The sequence below is a fragment of the Colidextribacter sp. OB.20 genome (assembly GCF_009911595.1).
GTDB lineage: Bacteria > Bacillota > Clostridia > Oscillospirales > Oscillospiraceae > Lawsonibacter.
Genome location: NZ_QWKG01000017.1, coordinates 1 through 14,494, shown reverse-complemented (window position 1 = coordinate 14,494; position 14,494 = coordinate 1). Strand labels below are relative to the sequence as shown.

The 14,494-nt window shown below is 61.1% G+C and carries 13 protein-coding genes; 2 read left to right on the top strand and 11 right to left on the bottom strand.

The window, feature by feature from the left end; genetic code table 11:
• Positions 1 to 52: 52 nt before the first annotated feature.
• From D1641_RS05365 to tsaE, 5 genes are all read right to left on the bottom strand, one after another.
• A complete protein-coding gene (locus tag D1641_RS05365) occupies positions 53 to 1,057 on the bottom strand; it encodes a deoxyguanosinetriphosphate triphosphohydrolase (protein ID WP_160663439.1) in 1,005 nt (334 codons plus the stop codon).
• A gap of 118 nt (positions 1,058 to 1,175) precedes the next feature.
• Positions 1,176 to 2,657: a ribosomal protection-like ABC-F family protein gene (abc-f, locus tag D1641_RS05360; RefSeq protein ID WP_160663437.1), complete on the bottom strand. Its 1,482-nt coding sequence runs from the start codon at positions 2,655 to 2,657 to the stop codon at positions 1,176 to 1,178.
• Positions 2,658 to 2,964: 307 nt separating this feature from the next.
• Positions 2,965 to 3,600: a uracil phosphoribosyltransferase gene (upp, locus tag D1641_RS05355; protein WP_160663435.1), complete on the bottom strand. Its 636-nt coding sequence runs from the start codon at positions 3,598 to 3,600 to the stop codon at positions 2,965 to 2,967.
• Between the two features lie 121 nt (positions 3,601 to 3,721).
• Positions 3,722 to 4,435 (bottom strand): tRNA (adenosine(37)-N6)-threonylcarbamoyltransferase complex dimerization subunit type 1 TsaB, encoded by a 714-nt coding sequence (tsaB, locus tag D1641_RS05350; protein ID WP_160663433.1) that lies wholly within the window; start codon positions 4,433 to 4,435, stop codon positions 3,722 to 3,724.
• Entirely contained in the window at positions 4,432 to 4,857 is a 426-nt protein-coding gene (gene tsaE / locus D1641_RS05345; RefSeq protein ID WP_160663431.1) for a tRNA (adenosine(37)-N6)-threonylcarbamoyltransferase complex ATPase subunit type 1 TsaE, read from the bottom strand. The genes tsaB and tsaE overlap by 4 nt, the downstream gene beginning before the upstream one ends.
• Before the next feature lie 230 nt (positions 4,858 to 5,087).
• Between tsaE and D1641_RS05340 the strand changes: the two genes are divergently transcribed.
• Complete coding sequence (locus D1641_RS05340) at positions 5,088 to 6,293, top strand: FtsW/RodA/SpoVE family cell cycle protein (protein ID WP_201757252.1); 1,206 nt, start codon at positions 5,088 to 5,090, stop codon at positions 6,291 to 6,293.
• 56 nt (positions 6,294 to 6,349) lie between these two features.
• Here D1641_RS05340 and D1641_RS05335 read toward each other — a convergent pair whose 3' ends face one another.
• The 3 genes from D1641_RS05335 to gltX all read right to left on the bottom strand — a co-directional run bounded on the left by D1641_RS05335 (position 6,350) and on the right by gltX (position 10,145).
• A complete protein-coding gene (locus D1641_RS05335; protein ID WP_160663429.1) occupies positions 6,350 to 7,996 on the bottom strand; it encodes a hypothetical protein in 1,647 nt (548 codons plus the stop codon).
• Positions 7,993 to 8,550: a sigma-70 family RNA polymerase sigma factor gene (locus tag D1641_RS05330; RefSeq protein WP_160663427.1), complete on the bottom strand. Its 558-nt coding sequence runs from the start codon at positions 8,548 to 8,550 to the stop codon at positions 7,993 to 7,995. Before D1641_RS05330 ends, D1641_RS05335 begins: the two co-directional genes overlap by 4 nt.
• Positions 8,551 to 8,666: 116 nt before the next feature.
• The gene (gene gltX / locus D1641_RS05325) at positions 8,667 to 10,145 is read right to left on the bottom strand and encodes a glutamate--tRNA ligase (RefSeq protein WP_160663425.1); all 1,479 of its coding nucleotides are present in this window, start codon (positions 10,143 to 10,145) and stop codon (positions 8,667 to 8,669) included.
• A 222-nt stretch (positions 10,146 to 10,367) separates the two neighbouring features.
• On the opposite strand from gltX, the gene D1641_RS05320 reads away from it, so the two are divergent.
• A complete protein-coding gene (locus D1641_RS05320; protein WP_243149269.1) occupies positions 10,368 to 12,155 on the top strand; it encodes a CvpA family protein in 1,788 nt (595 codons plus the stop codon).
• Positions 12,156 to 12,340: 185 nt separating this feature from the next.
• Here D1641_RS05320 and D1641_RS05315 read toward each other — a convergent pair whose 3' ends face one another.
• The 3 genes from D1641_RS05315 to D1641_RS05305 all read right to left on the bottom strand — a co-directional run bounded on the left by D1641_RS05315 (position 12,341) and on the right by D1641_RS05305 (position 14,338).
• The gene (locus D1641_RS05315) at positions 12,341 to 12,586 is read right to left on the bottom strand and encodes a GIY-YIG nuclease family protein (RefSeq protein ID WP_160663423.1); all 246 of its coding nucleotides are present in this window, start codon (positions 12,584 to 12,586) and stop codon (positions 12,341 to 12,343) included.
• Between the two features lie 12 nt (positions 12,587 to 12,598).
• Positions 12,599 to 13,177 carry a hypothetical protein gene (locus D1641_RS05310; RefSeq protein ID WP_160663421.1) on the bottom strand — a complete coding sequence of 193 codons (579 nt, stop codon included), beginning with the start codon at positions 13,175 to 13,177 and terminating at the stop codon, positions 12,599 to 12,601.
• A 105-nt stretch (positions 13,178 to 13,282) separates the two neighbouring features.
• Positions 13,283 to 14,338, bottom strand: a complete 1,056-nt coding sequence (locus D1641_RS05305; protein WP_160663419.1) for an IS30 family transposase — start codon at positions 14,336 to 14,338, stop codon at positions 13,283 to 13,285.
• Positions 14,339 to 14,494 lie beyond the last annotated feature (156 nt).

The window sequence follows — 14,494 nt, the reverse complement described above, 5'->3', positions numbered from 1 at the left end:
GGCAAAGGTTTTCCCCCCTATTTGTATCCGTTTTTGATGTAAATTATCCCAATTACAGCACCGTCCAGCCCTTGGGGATGAACAGCTCCTGAAAACGGTCCACCGCGAAGGGGTCGGTCATGCCGGCGATGTAGTCGCACACCGCCCGGTCCACGCCCTCCTCCACCCGAATGGCCTGGAAGTCGTCGGGCAGCTCGTCCGGGTGGTGCTGATAGTACTCGAAGAGACGGAGGAGCATGTCCTGGGCCTTGCCCTCCTCCCCCTTGGCTCTGGGATTGGTGTACACGCTGGCGAACATGAAGCCCTTCAAAGCCAGCATGGCCTCCCCCACCTCGGGGGACTGCCTGATCTTCTCCTGTCCCCGGCTGGCCTCCACTGCGTCGGCCACCAGGGTGTTAATCCGAGCGCTGTGGGTAAAGCCCAGCACCCTGGACACCTCCAGCGGGATGTCCATAGGGTAGATAATGCCTCCCCGGAGGGCGTCCTCAATGTCGTGGTTGATGTAGGCGATGTGGTCTGCCAGCCGGACAATCTGTCCCTCCAGCGTCTCGGCGTCCTGTCCACTGGTGTGGCAGAGGATGCCGTTTCGCACCTCCCAGGTCAGGTTGAGGCCCTCGCCCCCTTTTTCCAGCCGCTCCACCACCCGGAGCGACTGCCGGTAGTGGGCAAAGCCCCCGGGCATGACCTGGTTGAGCAGCCGCTCTCCGGCATGGCCGAAGGGGGTATGGCCCAGGTCGTGGCCCAGGGCGACGGCCTCAGTCAGGTCCTCGTTCAAAAACAGGGCCCGGGCCATAGTGCGGGCGATGCGGGAGACCTCCAGGGTGTGGGTCATCCGTGTGCGGTAGTGGTCCCCCTCAGGCTGGAGAAACACCTGCGTTTTGTGCTTCAAGCGGCGGAAAGCCTTGGAGTAAACAATGCGGTCGGTGTCCCGCTGGAAGGGGGTGCGGATGGAGCACTCCTCCTCTGACCGGACCCGGCCCCGGCTCTGAGACGACCGGCAGGCCAGCGGGGACAGCGCGGAATCCTCCCGCGCCTGGAGCTGTTCACACAACGTCATGAGCAGACCCCTCCCATCTATATTTTCTTCACGATTACTTATACGAAATATCTTCCCCATTTCCTTTTTTTCTGAAAAATTTTTTGTGCTCCGCTTCCGGGCAGGAACACCTTTTTTACTACAGCGCCACCGTTCGGGTGGCAATGTTTTCCCGAAAGACCCGGTCGTGCTCCACAAACACCAGGGTAGGCCGGTACTGTAGAAGCAGTTCCTCCAGCTGAATCCGGGAAAACAGGTCGATATAATTCAGCGGCTCATCCCACAGGTACAGGTGGGCGCTGTGGCACAGGCTGGCCGCCAGCAGCACCTTCTTCTTCTGCCCGGCGCTGTATCCCGACATATCCCGCTCAAAGAGGGCCCGGGAGAAATCCAGCTTGCGCAGGACCGTGAGGAATTTTGTCAGGTCGATGCCCTGCCCCTCCGCCCAATCCAGGGGACTGCCCCGGAGGTGGTCCGCCCGCTGGGGGACGTAGGAGATCTCCAGCCCGGAGGCCCGAAACAGCGTCCCGGTGTGGGGGACCTCCTCCCCCAGAATGAGCCGCAGGAGGCTGGTCTTGCCCGAGCCATTGCCCCCCTCCAGGCAGAGCCGGTCCCCCTGGTTCAGTGTAAAGCTGATCGGCCTGCCAGCCATTCCCGGGTAGGCGGCGGCCAGCTCCCGGCCCTCCAGCAGGCGGCGGCTGTGATAGGCCAGGGGGGTCAGCTTCAGGCTGTCCGCCCGCTCGATGTCCTTCAGCAGGGCGGACTTCTCCTCAATGGCCCGCCGCTGCCGGTCCTCGATATTCTTGGCCCGCTGCATCATCTTGGCCGACTTGTGGCCGATAAACCCCCGGTCTACCTTTAATCCGGAGTTCTCACTGTGGTATTTGCTCCGCTCTACTCTGTCCGACCAGCCCGAGGTCCGCTTTGCCGCCTGTTCCAGCCGGCGGATGTCCCCCTTCAGCTTCTCGTTCCGGGCCAGCTCCCCCCGGTCCCGGTCCTCCTTGTCCTGAAACCAGCTGGAGAAGGTTCCCCGCACCAGCTCCGGGCCGCTGGGGTTCAGGGCCAGGATGTGGTCCACACAGCCGTCCAGAAAGGCCCGGTCGTGGGACACCAGGAGAAATCCCCGGTCCAGGCTCCGGAGATATTTCGACACCAGCTCCCGGCCCGGGCCGTCCAGGTGGTTGGTAGGCTCGTCCACCATGGGATAGGCCCCCTCGTCCAGGAAGAGAGCGGCCAGCAGAGCCCGGGTCTGCTCCCCACCGCTGAGGGTGGAAAAGGGACGGTCCAGGGTCTCCTCCTCCAGGCCCAGCTTGGACAGCTCCCAGCTCAGCCGCCACTCCTCCTCCGGAGGCACCCCATCCAGCAGGACGTCCAGCGCCCGCCGGTCCGGGTTTTTCACCGGCCCGGGCCAGCGGAGACAGGGCACGCCCCCCAGGGAGACCGTCCCCCGGCCCTCCAGCTCCCCTGCCAGCAGGCGGAGGAGGGTGGTCTTGCCCCGGCCGTTCCGGCCCACCAGGCCCAGCTTCCAGCCGGTATCCAGCTGGAGGTCCAGCCCCTCAAAAACGGGGATGTGATCCCCGTCGTAGGTAAAATGCAGGTCTTGTATGGTAATTTGTGACATATTGTCCCCTCCTGTCCTGGGCGCGAAAAAGCCGCAAGAGGGTCCTTCCTCTCGCGGCGGCAGGGGCACAATATGCCCATATGAGCCGAAAGGGGAAGACTGCGCCTTTCCTCCTGCGGACCCATGACAGAACAGAGCCGCTTCACGGCCCCGGTTAATCTATTCTGTCACGGAATCAGCAAGTGGTCTTGCGCATCTTCCCGCCTCCTGTCTGTTTGATGAGGAGAGCATACCACAGGGAAAGAGATTTGTCAAGAAAAGAAAGCAGTCCCGGCCTCTTTTCCCAGAGGCCAGGACGCCCTTACATTTATTTTGTGCCGAAGATGCGGTCGCCCGCGTCGCCCAAACCGGGGACAATGTAGGCGTGCTCGTTGAGCTTCTCATCCACGCCCGCCACATAGATCTCCACGTCGGGGTGATCCTTTATGATGCACTCGATGCCCTCCGGGGCGGCCAGCACATTCATCAGCTTGATGTGCTTGCAGCCGTAGCCCTTGATGAAGGTGATGGCCGCAGAGGCGGAGCCTCCGGTGGCCAGCATGGGGTCCAGGACAATCACGTCCCGCTCGGCGATGTCGGCAGGCATCTTGCAGTAGTACTCCACAGGGCGGTGGGTCTCCGGGTCGCGGTACAGGCCGATGTGGCCCACCTTGGCGGAGGGAATCATCTTGATAATGCCGTCCACCATGCCCAGGCCGGCCCGGAGAATGGGAACAATGGCCAGCTTCTTCCCCGCCAGTGTCTTGAAGGTGCCGGTGGCGATGGGGGTTTTTACCTCGATGTCCGCCAGGGGCAGGTCCCGGGTGGCCTCGTAGCACTCCAGGGCGGCGATCTCAGAGACGATCTCCCTAAACTCCTTCACGCCGGTGGTCTCGTCCCGGAGAATGGTCAGCTTGTGCTGAAGCAGAGGATGGTCCAGAATGTGTACCTTTTCGTTATACATGTCATCTACTCCTTAATATTTCATTTTGAATCACGCACATTTTGTAGGGGCCGACGACCTCGGCGGCCCGCTTGATGTCCATATAGATGCTGGTTGGAACGGCGCGCCGGGTCGTCGCGCCCTACAGCCGCCCGCTCTGCTCCCGCTCCAGCCGCTCCCGTTCCGCCTGGGACAGGCGGTGATAAACGGGAATCAACTCCTCAGCCGGCACCAGGCCGCCGGCGCTTACCAGTTCCTCAGCCGCCCGGGCCACCCCCCAGGCGCTCTGCGTCCGCAGGTGGACCGGGGCCAGCTCCAGGTCGGAAATTTCTGTTCTCAGAGTATTATAACACAGTATTGCCCCATCGCCAACGACAATTTTCGATTCCCGGAAATTTTTTAACTCCTCCTCCAGCTCCGCCAGAGAGATGGCCCGGTCTGGGCTGAGCCGCTCCAGGTTGTCCCCCCGGGCACGGAACAGGGCGTTATACACCTGCTTCCGCCGGGCGTCCATGGCGCAGACGATGAGCCTCCCCTCCAGATGGGCCAGGGGCCAGGCCATAGACTCCAGGGTGGAGCAGGGGGCGCAGAGCTGTCCTCCCGCCCAGGCCAGCCCTTTGGCGGCGGACACCCCGATGCGCAGGCCGGTGAAGGACCCGGGCCCGGCTGCCACGGCGATGACGTCCACCCCCTCCAGCTTCTCCCCGCAGTTTTTCAGCATGTCGTTCACCATAGGCAGCAGGGTGCGGCTGTGGGTCAGGCCGCTGCACTGGAAGGACTGGGCGGTCAGTGCCCCATCCCGGCACAGAGCGGCGGAGCAGGCCGCCGCCGAGGACTCCAAAGCCAAAATATTCACCGAACCATCCCCTCCACGGTAATAACGCGCTGGCTGTCGGCCCCGCCCCGGCGGATATCCACCGAAACGGTCCCCTCCTCCATGGCGTCGGACACATTCTCGCTCCACTCCACGGCGCACACGCCCCCCCGGGCCAGGTAGTCCTCCCAGCCGATGTCGAAGAGCTCGTCGGAGGAGGAAAGCCGGTACATGTCGAAGTGGAACAGAGGGAGCCTCCCCCCCTCGTACTCGTTGACAATGGTGAAGGTGGGGCTGGTCACCCGGTCCGGGACCCCCAGTCCCCGGGCCAGCCCCCGAGTAAAGGCGGTCTTACCCGCTCCCAGGTCGCCGGTGAAGGCAATCACCGTGCCCGGCGCCAGCTCCGCCCCCAGCCGGGCGCCCAGCGCCTCGGTCTCCGCCTCGCTGTTGGTGACAAATTCCATCGCCGTTCCTCCGTTCACAGAAAATTTTCACGTTTTTAAATATTATAGCACAGATGGGGTTTGCGTTTCCACCAAAATGTGATAAAATACATGGGTGATTTTTATGGACCAAGCCTCCCCCAGAAAAGGGAGGCGGCATTTGCGAAGCAAACAACGGAGGTTTTCCCGGAAAACCCCCACCGGCTTCGCGGGAGCCCCCTTATAGAGGGGGCCTTTTTGGAGGTAAGGCCATGCCCTTTCTGTCTATGCTGTTCTCTCCCATCCGGGATTTTTTTAAAAAGGGCGACCTGATTCTGCTGGGGCTCTGCCTGGCGGCCAGCGTCTTTGGCCTGGCCCTCATCCACTCCGCCACGCAATATCAGCTGAGCCCCGGCCAGCTGATCAGCCGTTCCGTAATCATCCAGGCCATCGCCATCTGCCTGGGTGTGATCGCCTACATGCTGCTCACCTTTGTGGACTTCCAGCTGTTCATTGAGAAGCGGTGGAGGCTGATGCTCATCGGCAGCATTCTTCTGCTCCTCCTCCTCCTCTCCCCCTGGGGAGTGGCCCGCTACGGCAACCGGAACTGGATTCAGATCCCCCACTTCCCCATGATGCTCCAGCCCAATGAGATTGTAAAGATCCCCTTTATCCTGATTTTGTCCCTTCAGATCATCAAAATTCAGGACCGGGGCTACAGCATCAGCTCCATCCCCTCAGTGATGCAGATCGCCGGCTTCACCGTGTTCATGCTGGGCCTCATCGCCGTCATCTGCCACGATATGGGCACCTGTGCGGTCTATATCATGATCTTCGCCTTCATGGCCTGGACCGCCGGGGTAAAGCTGCGGTGGTTTGTGCTGGTGGGGGGGGGCGCGGTGCTGGCGGTGGTGATTTTCTGGCTGTTTTTCCTGCCGGAGACCAGCCTGTGGACCAACTTCCGGGTCATGCGCTTCCGGGTGGTCTTTGACCACAGTCTGGACCCCCTGGACGTGGGCTGGCAGCAGGCCCGCTCCACCCTGGCCATCGGCTCAGGAAAGCTCTTCGGCCAGGGCTACCTCCAAGGCATCCAGACCCAATCAGCCAGCAGCAACGCCCTCCCCGTCCGGGAGAGCGACCTGATCTTCGCCGTCTGCGGCGAGGAGCTGGGGCTGGTGGGGTGCATGGCCCTGCTGCTGCTGCTGTCCGCCATCGTCCTGCGATGCATCTGGGTGGGGCGGCACGCCAGCTCCCCCTTCTCCGCCTATGTGTGCATGGGAATGGCGGGGATGCTCCTCAGCCAGATCACCTTCAACGTGGGCATGTGTCTCTATATCCTGCCCGTCATGGGTCTGACTCTCCCCTTCATCAGCTCGGGGGGCTCCTCTATCATCACCCTGTTCGCCGCCATGGGCATCGTCTCCAGCGTCAAGGCCAGGCCCATGCCCAGCTGGCTCCGGGACCGGAGCCATGTCTGAGCACCCGCCGCCTCACAAACAGCAGGCCCCCGGCTGTGGCCGGGGACCTGCTGTTCCTATTTTTCAAACCGGCCTTCCCGGCCCTTGACCTCCAGATAGTAGTGTTCCGTCTCCGGGTTCAGCTCCACCCACTTCACCCCGTTTTCCAGGTCAAAGCCGAAGTTCTGCCGGATGATCTCAATCTGGCCCCGGTCCTCCAGAACGGCGGTCTGCCTGGTGCAGCTCAGGTTGGAGCCCAGCTTGGTCACCATGTCGTAGCCGTAGACCCCCCGGTTCTCGGTGTGGGCGCAGTAGAAGTCGTAGCTGCCCTCCCTGGTCATCTCCGCCGCCAGCGTGACGCTCTCCCCGGCGGGGACTGTCACCTCCGCCTCCAGGTAGAACACCCGGGACATGATATTGATGTCCATGGGCTCAATATCCCCCCAGCGATACCGCTCCATTGGGTCGTCGGCCAGCACACCGTAGGACAGCAGCCAGTCCTTCCAAAGCCCGTAGGCCAGGTCAAAATCCTTCTCCTCCCGCAGAGCATATTCGGCCACTGTGTGGAGGATTCTCTCCAGATTGCTCTCGTACCGCCGGATGGTCACCCCGGCCTCTATGGCCGGGTCGTCGTCCCAGCCCCCGGTGACACAGCCCTGGGTAGTCAGACTCCGGATGTCGTCCCCCAGAACAATCAGGTACCTGGGCCACTTTGTGCTCTCGGGCCAGAAGTCCCGGGGGATGGAGAACTGTTTGCCCTGGCGGCCGTTCTCCCGGTCATACATACCGCCGTTGAAGCCGTAGGACAGCACCCCGGTTCTTTCGTAGTCCAGCTCGAACTCCACCCGGATTGTGGGGTTGGGGACGCCTGCTTTCTCGTCGGGCTCGGGCCCCCAGGGGTCGGTGAACTCGTAGACGGTCACCGGGACGCCGCTGAGATCAGCCCACTCCCCCAGGGCGCTCCGGAGGTAGCCGCCGTCCTCCAGGCTGTCCCGAAAATCCTCCCAGCTGTTGGGCTGGTCCAGGTTGAGGGTGCCCGGGTTGTCCCTCCGGCTGGGCCAGCCCTCCCAGGCCCCCTGGAAGCCGCCGGAGTACTGCCCGGCGTGGAGGGTGGCCTCCAACTCTACTCCGCCCGCCGTCAGGACGGGCCGCGCCTTCTCCAGACTGCTCAGATTTCCGGCAAAGGGGTAGAGCACCGAAACTGTTCTCTCCTCCCTGGAGGCGTTGGTCAGAGTGTAGGAATCTGTCACCCGGATATCGGTGGAGGACTTCCAGCGCCCCCCCTCGGGGTAATGCTTATTGTAGAAGTCCAGATCCTCCTGCCTCTCGGCCTCGGTGAGGTCAGGGCGGGAGTTCGCCTCGTCCTCGTTAGACCACCACACCGGCACCCAGGGGGCAAAATCCAGGGTGATCTCCCGCTCCGCTGTGATGGCGCCGTCCGCCTCCCGCAGGGTCAGGGGGAACACCGGCCCCGCGTAGGACATGAAAGTGGACGCTCCGTCCGCCCCCGCGCCTCCTGCGCCTGCGCCGACATTACCCGAGCCGCCCCCCATCCTGGGCAGGACATAGCTGCCCACTCCAATCACCAGAACCAGGACGGCGGCCAGGGCAGTCCACCTTCTCCATCGGAACTGACTCGTCCGGTCATCCGGAGATGCCTCGTCAATTTTTTCCTCACTGATTTCGCCCAAAGCCTCAAAGAGGCGCTCACTTCTTTCGCTCATACGTTGATCCCCTCCTGTTCCAGGGCCCGGCGCAGGCCGGACCGGAGACGGCCCAGCCGCTTGGCCATGCTGTTGGGAGAGCACCCGGCCTGCCTCGCCACCAGATCCACCCGCTGGCCGTACCAGTACCGCCGCAGAAAGGCGGTCCGGTCCGCCGCAGGCAGGGTGTTCAGCCAGCGGTCGATGGCCCGGGCGGTCTCCCGGGCCTCGGTAATCTCCTCGGCGCTGGGAACGGCGGGGAAACACTCCTCCAGCTCGTCCAGCAGGACGGCCAGACCGCCGCTCCGCTTCTCCGCCCGCCGGGCCCGCCAGCGGTCGATGGACAGATTCCGGGTGATTTTAGCCAGATAGGCCCGCAGAGAGCCGGGCCGCTGGGGCGGCATGGTATCCCAGGCCCTCTGCCAGGTGTCGTTGACGCACTCCTCCGCGTCCTCCCGGCTGTCCAGAATGTCCCGGGACAGGGCGCGGCACAGCCTGCCGTACTTCTCGTCGCTGGCTGTAATCGCCCCCTCGTCTCTGGCCCAGTACAGACCGATAATGGCGGCATCCTCCACAGGCAGCTCCTCCTTTCCTTCCGTCTGAAAGGTCCTTTCACCCATTCTGACGGAATTTTTTCGGGGATGTGACAGCGTTTATAAAAAATGAGCCGCGGTCAGCGGCTCATTTTATCTTACAGCTTGTCCAGACCCAGCCTCAGACGGCAGAGGGTCTCCTCCTTCCCCAGGATGCGGCAGATTTCCACCGCCCCGCCGGGGGTGACAGCCTGACCGGCGGCGGCGATGCGCACCGGCCACATGAGGGTGGCGTTTTTCACCTCCAGCTTCTCCGCCAGAGCCGTCAGCCCCTCGTGGATGGCGTCCTGCGTCCAGACGGACAGCCCCTCCAACATGGGGATGGCCGCCTCCAGCATGGCCCGGGAGACCTCCGGGTTGGTCTTGGACTTCTTGTTGGTAAACAGGTCCGCGCCGTACTCGGGCAGGGCCTGGAAGAAGGCCACCTTCTCCGGGATGTCGGTGAGCTTTTCACACCGGGCCTGGAGCAGGGCGGCGATCTCGGCGGCGGGCAGGTCCCTCACGGTCTGCCGGATATAGGGTTCAGCCGCCCTGGCAAAGTCCTCGGGGGACATGGCCCGCAAATACAGGGCATTGAAGTGGGTGAGCTTCTCCATGTCGAAGATGGCGGGGGACTTGGACATGCCCATCAGGTCGAAGGCCTTCGCCAGCTCCTCCAGGGAAAAGACCTCCTGCTCGGCGATGTCTCCCCGGGGGGACCAGCCCAGCAGGGCCACATAGTTGAGGATGGCCTCGGTGAGGAAGCCCTGGTCCTTCAGGTCCTCGTAGGAGGGGTCGCCGTGGCGCTTGGACATCTTGTTCTGGGCGTCCCGCATGACGGGAGAGCAGTGGACGTAGGTGGGCACCTCCCAGCCGAAGCCCTCGTACAGCAGATTGTATTTGGGGGCGGAGGACAGGTACTCGCTGCCCCGGACCACGTGGGTGATGCCCATCAGGTGGTCGTCGATGACGTTGGCGAAGTTGTAGGTGGGCAGGCCGTCCCGCTTGATGAGCACCTGGTCGTCCAGGGTCTTGTTCTCCACCGTGATGTCCCCGAAGATGGCGTCATGGAAGATGGTGGTCCCCTCATCAGGGATGCGCTGGCGGATGACGTAGGGCTCCCCGGCGTCCACCCGGGCCTGGGCCTCCTCCAGGGACAGGAACCAGCAGGGGTCTAACCTCCGGCTGAAGTCGCCGGAGTCCTCCCCGCTATCCGCCTTCTCGCAGAAGCAGTAGTAGGCGTGGCCCTTCTCCACCAGCAGGCGGGCGTATTTCCCATAGGTGTCCCGCCGCTCCGACTGGATATAGGGGGCCACCGGGCCGCCCACGTCGGGGCCCTCATCGTGGTCCAGATGGCACTCGGCCAGGGTCTTGTAGATCACGTCGGTGGCTCCCTCCACCAGTCGGCCCTGGTCGGTGTCCTCGATGCGCAGAATGAAGGTGCCCCCGGCGTTGCGGGCGATGAGCCAGGTGTACAGAGCGGTGCGCAGGTTGCCCACGTGCATATACCCCGTGGGCGAGGGCGCAAACCGGGTGCGCACCCTACCCTTGGGGATTTTGGCCTCCATCTCCTCGAAATACTTCATGTCTAAAGCCATGTTCTCTCCTCCAGTATACAGGTTTTCCTTATTATAGTGAATCTTTCCTGATTTGGCAAGTATTTTAAAATTTAATCTTCTGTTCATTGCTTTTTTCAGGAAAAGAGTATATGCTATATGAAAAGCAGGGGCGGATATCATCCGCCCGCTGTTTCATGGCAAATCCCCAGGTTACACGGGCGGGCAGTCCCCGCCCCTACAGTCAGAGAGGAGAATTTTATCTTGAAAGAAAAAAAGACCCGAAAGCCCATGGGCCGGGTGGGCAGTCTGCTGGTCAGCCTGCTGATTACGGCGGCGGTGGGCTTTGTCTACTTCTATGTCTCCCTGCCGGCCCTCAACCTCCAATCCGGTGACTTCTACAGCTTCCTGGCTCTGCTGTGCGTGGTATACACCGTCTGTGTCTTTATCCTGTCTGTCAAGCCGGCGGACAACGTGGTGCGCACGCCGAAGGAGAGGATAAAGGAGTGGTTCCAGTTTGTTAAGAGGACCTGTCTGCCCGTGCTGATTCTCTTCGCCGCCCTTGTGGCGGTGGCTGTCGTGGGTCAGATCATCTCCATGCCCATCTTCCGGGCCTCCGCCTACCGGGAGCTGCTCACCGTCCAGACCGGCGACTTCGCCACCGATATCGCGGAAATTTCCTTCAATAAAATTCCCACCCTGGACCGGGACTCCGCCAATTTTCTGGGGGACCGGCAGATGGGCACCCTCAGCGACATGGTCAGCCAGTTTGAGTACTCCGATGACTCCACCCAGATCAACTACCAGGGCCGGCCCGTCCGGGTCGCCCCCATCGCCTACGCCGACCTGATCAAGTGGTTCACCAACCGGGGCAACGGCCTGCCGGCCTATGTGGTGGTGGACATGGTCACCCAGGAGGCCACCGTCACCCGGCTCACCGAGGGGATCAAGTACTCCTTCTCCGAGCCGCTGAACCGGAATATCCTGCGCCACCTGCGCTTCCAATACCCCACCATGATGTTCTCCACCCCGGAGTTTGAGATTGACGAGAACGGGCACCCCTGGTGGATCGCCCCCCGGGTGGTCAAGCGCATCGGCCTGTTCGGCGGTGTGGACATCCACGGGGCCGTGCTGGTGGATGCCGTCACCGGCGAGAGCCAGTACTATGAGGAGGTCCCCAGCTGGGTGGACACCCTCTACGTCCCCGACCTGATTATGCAGCAATACGACTACTACGGCACCCTGGTCCACGGCTTCATCAACTCCATCCTGGGCCAGCGGGACGTGACTCAGACCACCAGCGGCTACAACTATATCGCCATGAACGATGACGTGTACGCCTACACCGGGGTCACCTCCGCCAACGCCGACCAGTCCAACCTGGGCTTCCTGCTGTGCAACATGCGTACCAAGGAGACCCACTTCTACACCGCCCCCGGCGCCACCGAGTACGCCGCCATGGCCTCCGCCCAGGGCGTGGTTCAGGACCTGGGCTACACCGCCACCTTCCCCATCCTGCTGAATATCGCCGGGGAGCCCACCTACTTTATCCCCCTGAAGGACGCCACCAACCTGGTCAAGACCTATGCCATGGTCAACGTGGCCCAGTATCAGATCGTGGCCACCGGCGCCACCGTCTCCTCCTGTGAGCAGAGCTATATCCAGATGCTCCGGGACAAGGGAGTCACCCAGACGGAAGAACTGCCCTACGATGAAATCACTGGAACGATTGCCGAGATTCGCTCCGCCGTTATCAGCGGCACTACCCACTACTATGTCCGGCTGGAGGGCGGCACGGCAGAGGACGGCTATTATGGGTTCAGCGCCGATGAGGTGCCTCAGGCCATCCTTCTGAACGTAGGAGATAAGGTGCTGATCAGCTACTACCCTGCGGCTGGCGGTATCTGTGAGCCCGCGTTCGAGGTGGAGCGTCTTACCTCCGCTCCAAGCCAAAGGACCGCTCCTGTTGACCCCGACAAGGATTTCCAGGACTCCCTGGACGCCCTGAACGACCCGCCTGTGGTCACCGGAAGCGGGCTTCCCCTCCCCTGATAAACACAGCAGGACCGTCCGGTTTCCCGGACGGTCCTGTTTTGCACCAAAAGGCCCCCTTCGCAAAGGGGGCTCCCGGCGAAGCCGGGTGGGGTTTTCTCCTAACAGAGACAAATGCGCTTCGAAAGGAAAAAACCCTCCGTCATTTGCTTCGCAAATGCCACCTCCCTTTGAAAAGGGAGGCTTTAGGCGCGCTCAATCAGCTTTTCCTTCTCCGCCCGTCTTAGCCTCTTAATTTCGATTTCCCTCCGCAGGGCGGCGGATTTGTCAGGGACCTGTTCAGCATAGACCAGCTCCAGCGGGCCCCTCCCCCGGGTATACTTGGCCCCCTTCCCCGCCCGGTGGGCGGCCAGGCGGCGGGGGACGTCATCGGTGATGCCGGTGTACAGCGTACCGTCTCCGCAGCGGAGGATATAGACATACCAAGGCATAGTGATTTTCTCCTAATTCCAGGGCACCTGAGCTGTGATGTCCTCGCCGCTTTCGTTGTAAAAGCGCAGCTTTTCCAAATCACTGTAGCGGGCCTCTGTGAGAGGATCAATCTCCGTATACACCAAAAAGCGCTCGCCCTCCGGAACCCTCATCGTATATTCTCTTCCGTTCAGGGCGGTTTTTACCTTCACGATCCCGAAAAAGGTGTTTCGCCCGCCGAGCATATAGAATTTTTCATCGCCGGACTCCACAACCTCCTCCCGGAAATTGCTGCTGCCATAGCCAATGGAATTGATTTTATACCGCCCGTTCAGCCCCTGCTCCATCCGGATGAGCCCCAGCTGATATTCGCCGTTCTCCATGCGCTCGATCAGGACATATCTCTTGTCTCCCAGATCAATGGAGTCATGCAGCTTCACTTCGATCTTAATAAGCTCGCCGTGCTGCAAAAACCGGACAGCGCACTCCTCCAAATTGCTGTTGTCCGCCAGAACGGTATAATTCAGCTCCATATCAATCCATCTGGCACACAGAAATATTCCCGCCAGAACAGCGACGGCAACGGCCCCTTTTATCAGTCTCTTTTTCATCTTTACACCCTCCATCCCTCCAAAATCTTAATTTTATTATATCAGATATTCTTTTTGCATACAACGCCGTTTGTCAAGAGAAATGCGAAAATTTTTATAAATTTTTTAGTACAGGGAGGGGAGGCCAGGAAAAGCGGCGGCGAAAAGCTCCGCCGCGGTGTGGAATCCGAACATTTTCCGAGGGTAATTATTGATCCAGTCCGTTGTCTCCCGGAGCTTTTTCCGGGAGACTTTCTTAAAATCTGTTCCCTTTGGGTGGCGGCGGCGGGTCATGCCGTTTTGTTTCTCATTGGAGCCCCGTTCGCTGGAGCTGTACGGGTGGCAATAATAGATCGTCGTCCTCTTTTCTCCCAGGCGGAGGCAAGACCGCTCCATACCCTCCACGTCCGCAAACTCGGAGCCGTTGTCAACGGTGATTGAACGGAACACGACCGGGAACAAAGCCCCGAGTTTCCGCTCCAGGCGGTCCAGGGCGGCAACGACCATTTTCGCCTCGCCCGTTTTAATTTTTATGTTTATTTGGTTCCTTGTGACGCGGCCAGTCAGGGCGAGAACCCGCTCCAGGCTCCCGTCCTTGGCGCTCTCTACTGTGTCCATTTCCCAATGCCCGACCTCCTCCCGGGCGTTGATCTCCCTGGGGCGCTCCTCTATACTCTTTCCCCTACAATTCCGGGCGGCCCTTGGCTTTTGCTTTTCTTTCTTTTTGCCCTGGTTCCGTTTAATGGGGAGGTCTGCGCTTGAAATGCCCGGTATAATCCCCATTTCGATATAGCGGTAAAGGGTCCGGGGCGATATTTTAGTATCAAATTCCATCCCTTTAACCGCAATTTCCCCGAGGGCGGCCTCCGGGGACCGATAGCCGTCCTTTAGGACCTCTCCGAGGTAGTTTGCCAGCTTGTGGTCCTTCCCGATCTTGAGGTCCGGGCCCTTGCCGGAGAACGTGGCCTCGTATTTCTCCCGGGCGATCTCGGGTATATAGCACTCATAATCTATGAGGTCCGTCGTGCGCTGGACGCCGAGGCCCCGCTTGATCTCCCGGTAAATAGTGGAGACGTGCCGCCCGATCTCGTCGGCTATCTTTTGGGGGTTCCATCCATCCTTGAGGCGGGTTTCAATTCGTAGCCGCTCCCTCCAGGTCAAATGTTTATAATGCTTTCCCATAACGCAAGCCTCCAATATATAAAAATCCCCGCTCGACCACTGGCCGGGCGGGGTTGTGTTTTAGATCAGGTCCCGAGGGTGTCAGCGCCAATGATAAAATGAAAGAAAACGCCGAGGAAAAAATGTAGTTTTGTGGCGGAGAGGAGGGAAAAAAGA

What these genes read in the sequence shown, in the direction of transcription:
- D1641_RS05365 (WP_160663439.1), bottom strand. Translation starts at nt 1,057, where the DNA reads ATGACGTTGTGTGAACAGCTCCAGGCGCGGGAGGATTCCGCGCTGTCC.
- abc-f (WP_160663437.1), bottom strand. Translation starts at nt 2,657, where the DNA reads ATGTCACAAATTACCATACAAGACCTGCATTTTACCTACGACGGGGAT.
- upp (WP_160663435.1), bottom strand. Translation starts at nt 3,600, where the DNA reads ATGTATAACGAAAAGGTACACATTCTGGACCATCCTCTGCTTCAGCAC.
- tsaE (WP_160663431.1), bottom strand. Translation starts at nt 4,857, where the DNA reads ATGGAATTTGTCACCAACAGCGAGGCGGAGACCGAGGCGCTGGGCGCC.
- D1641_RS05340 (WP_201757252.1), top strand. Translation starts at nt 5,088, where the DNA reads ATGCCCTTTCTGTCTATGCTGTTCTCTCCCATCCGGGATTTTTTTAAA.
- D1641_RS05335 (WP_160663429.1), bottom strand. Translation starts at nt 7,996, where the DNA reads ATGAGCGAAAGAAGTGAGCGCCTCTTTGAGGCTTTGGGCGAAATCAGT.
- gltX (WP_160663425.1), bottom strand. Translation starts at nt 10,145, where the DNA reads ATGGCTTTAGACATGAAGTATTTCGAGGAGATGGAGGCCAAAATCCCC.
- D1641_RS05315 (WP_160663423.1), bottom strand. Translation starts at nt 12,586, where the DNA reads ATGCCTTGGTATGTCTATATCCTCCGCTGCGGAGACGGTACGCTGTAC.
- D1641_RS05310 (WP_160663421.1), bottom strand. Translation starts at nt 13,177, where the DNA reads ATGAAAAAGAGACTGATAAAAGGGGCCGTTGCCGTCGCTGTTCTGGCG.
- D1641_RS05305 (WP_160663419.1), bottom strand. Translation starts at nt 14,338, where the DNA reads ATGGGAAAGCATTATAAACATTTGACCTGGAGGGAGCGGCTACGAATT.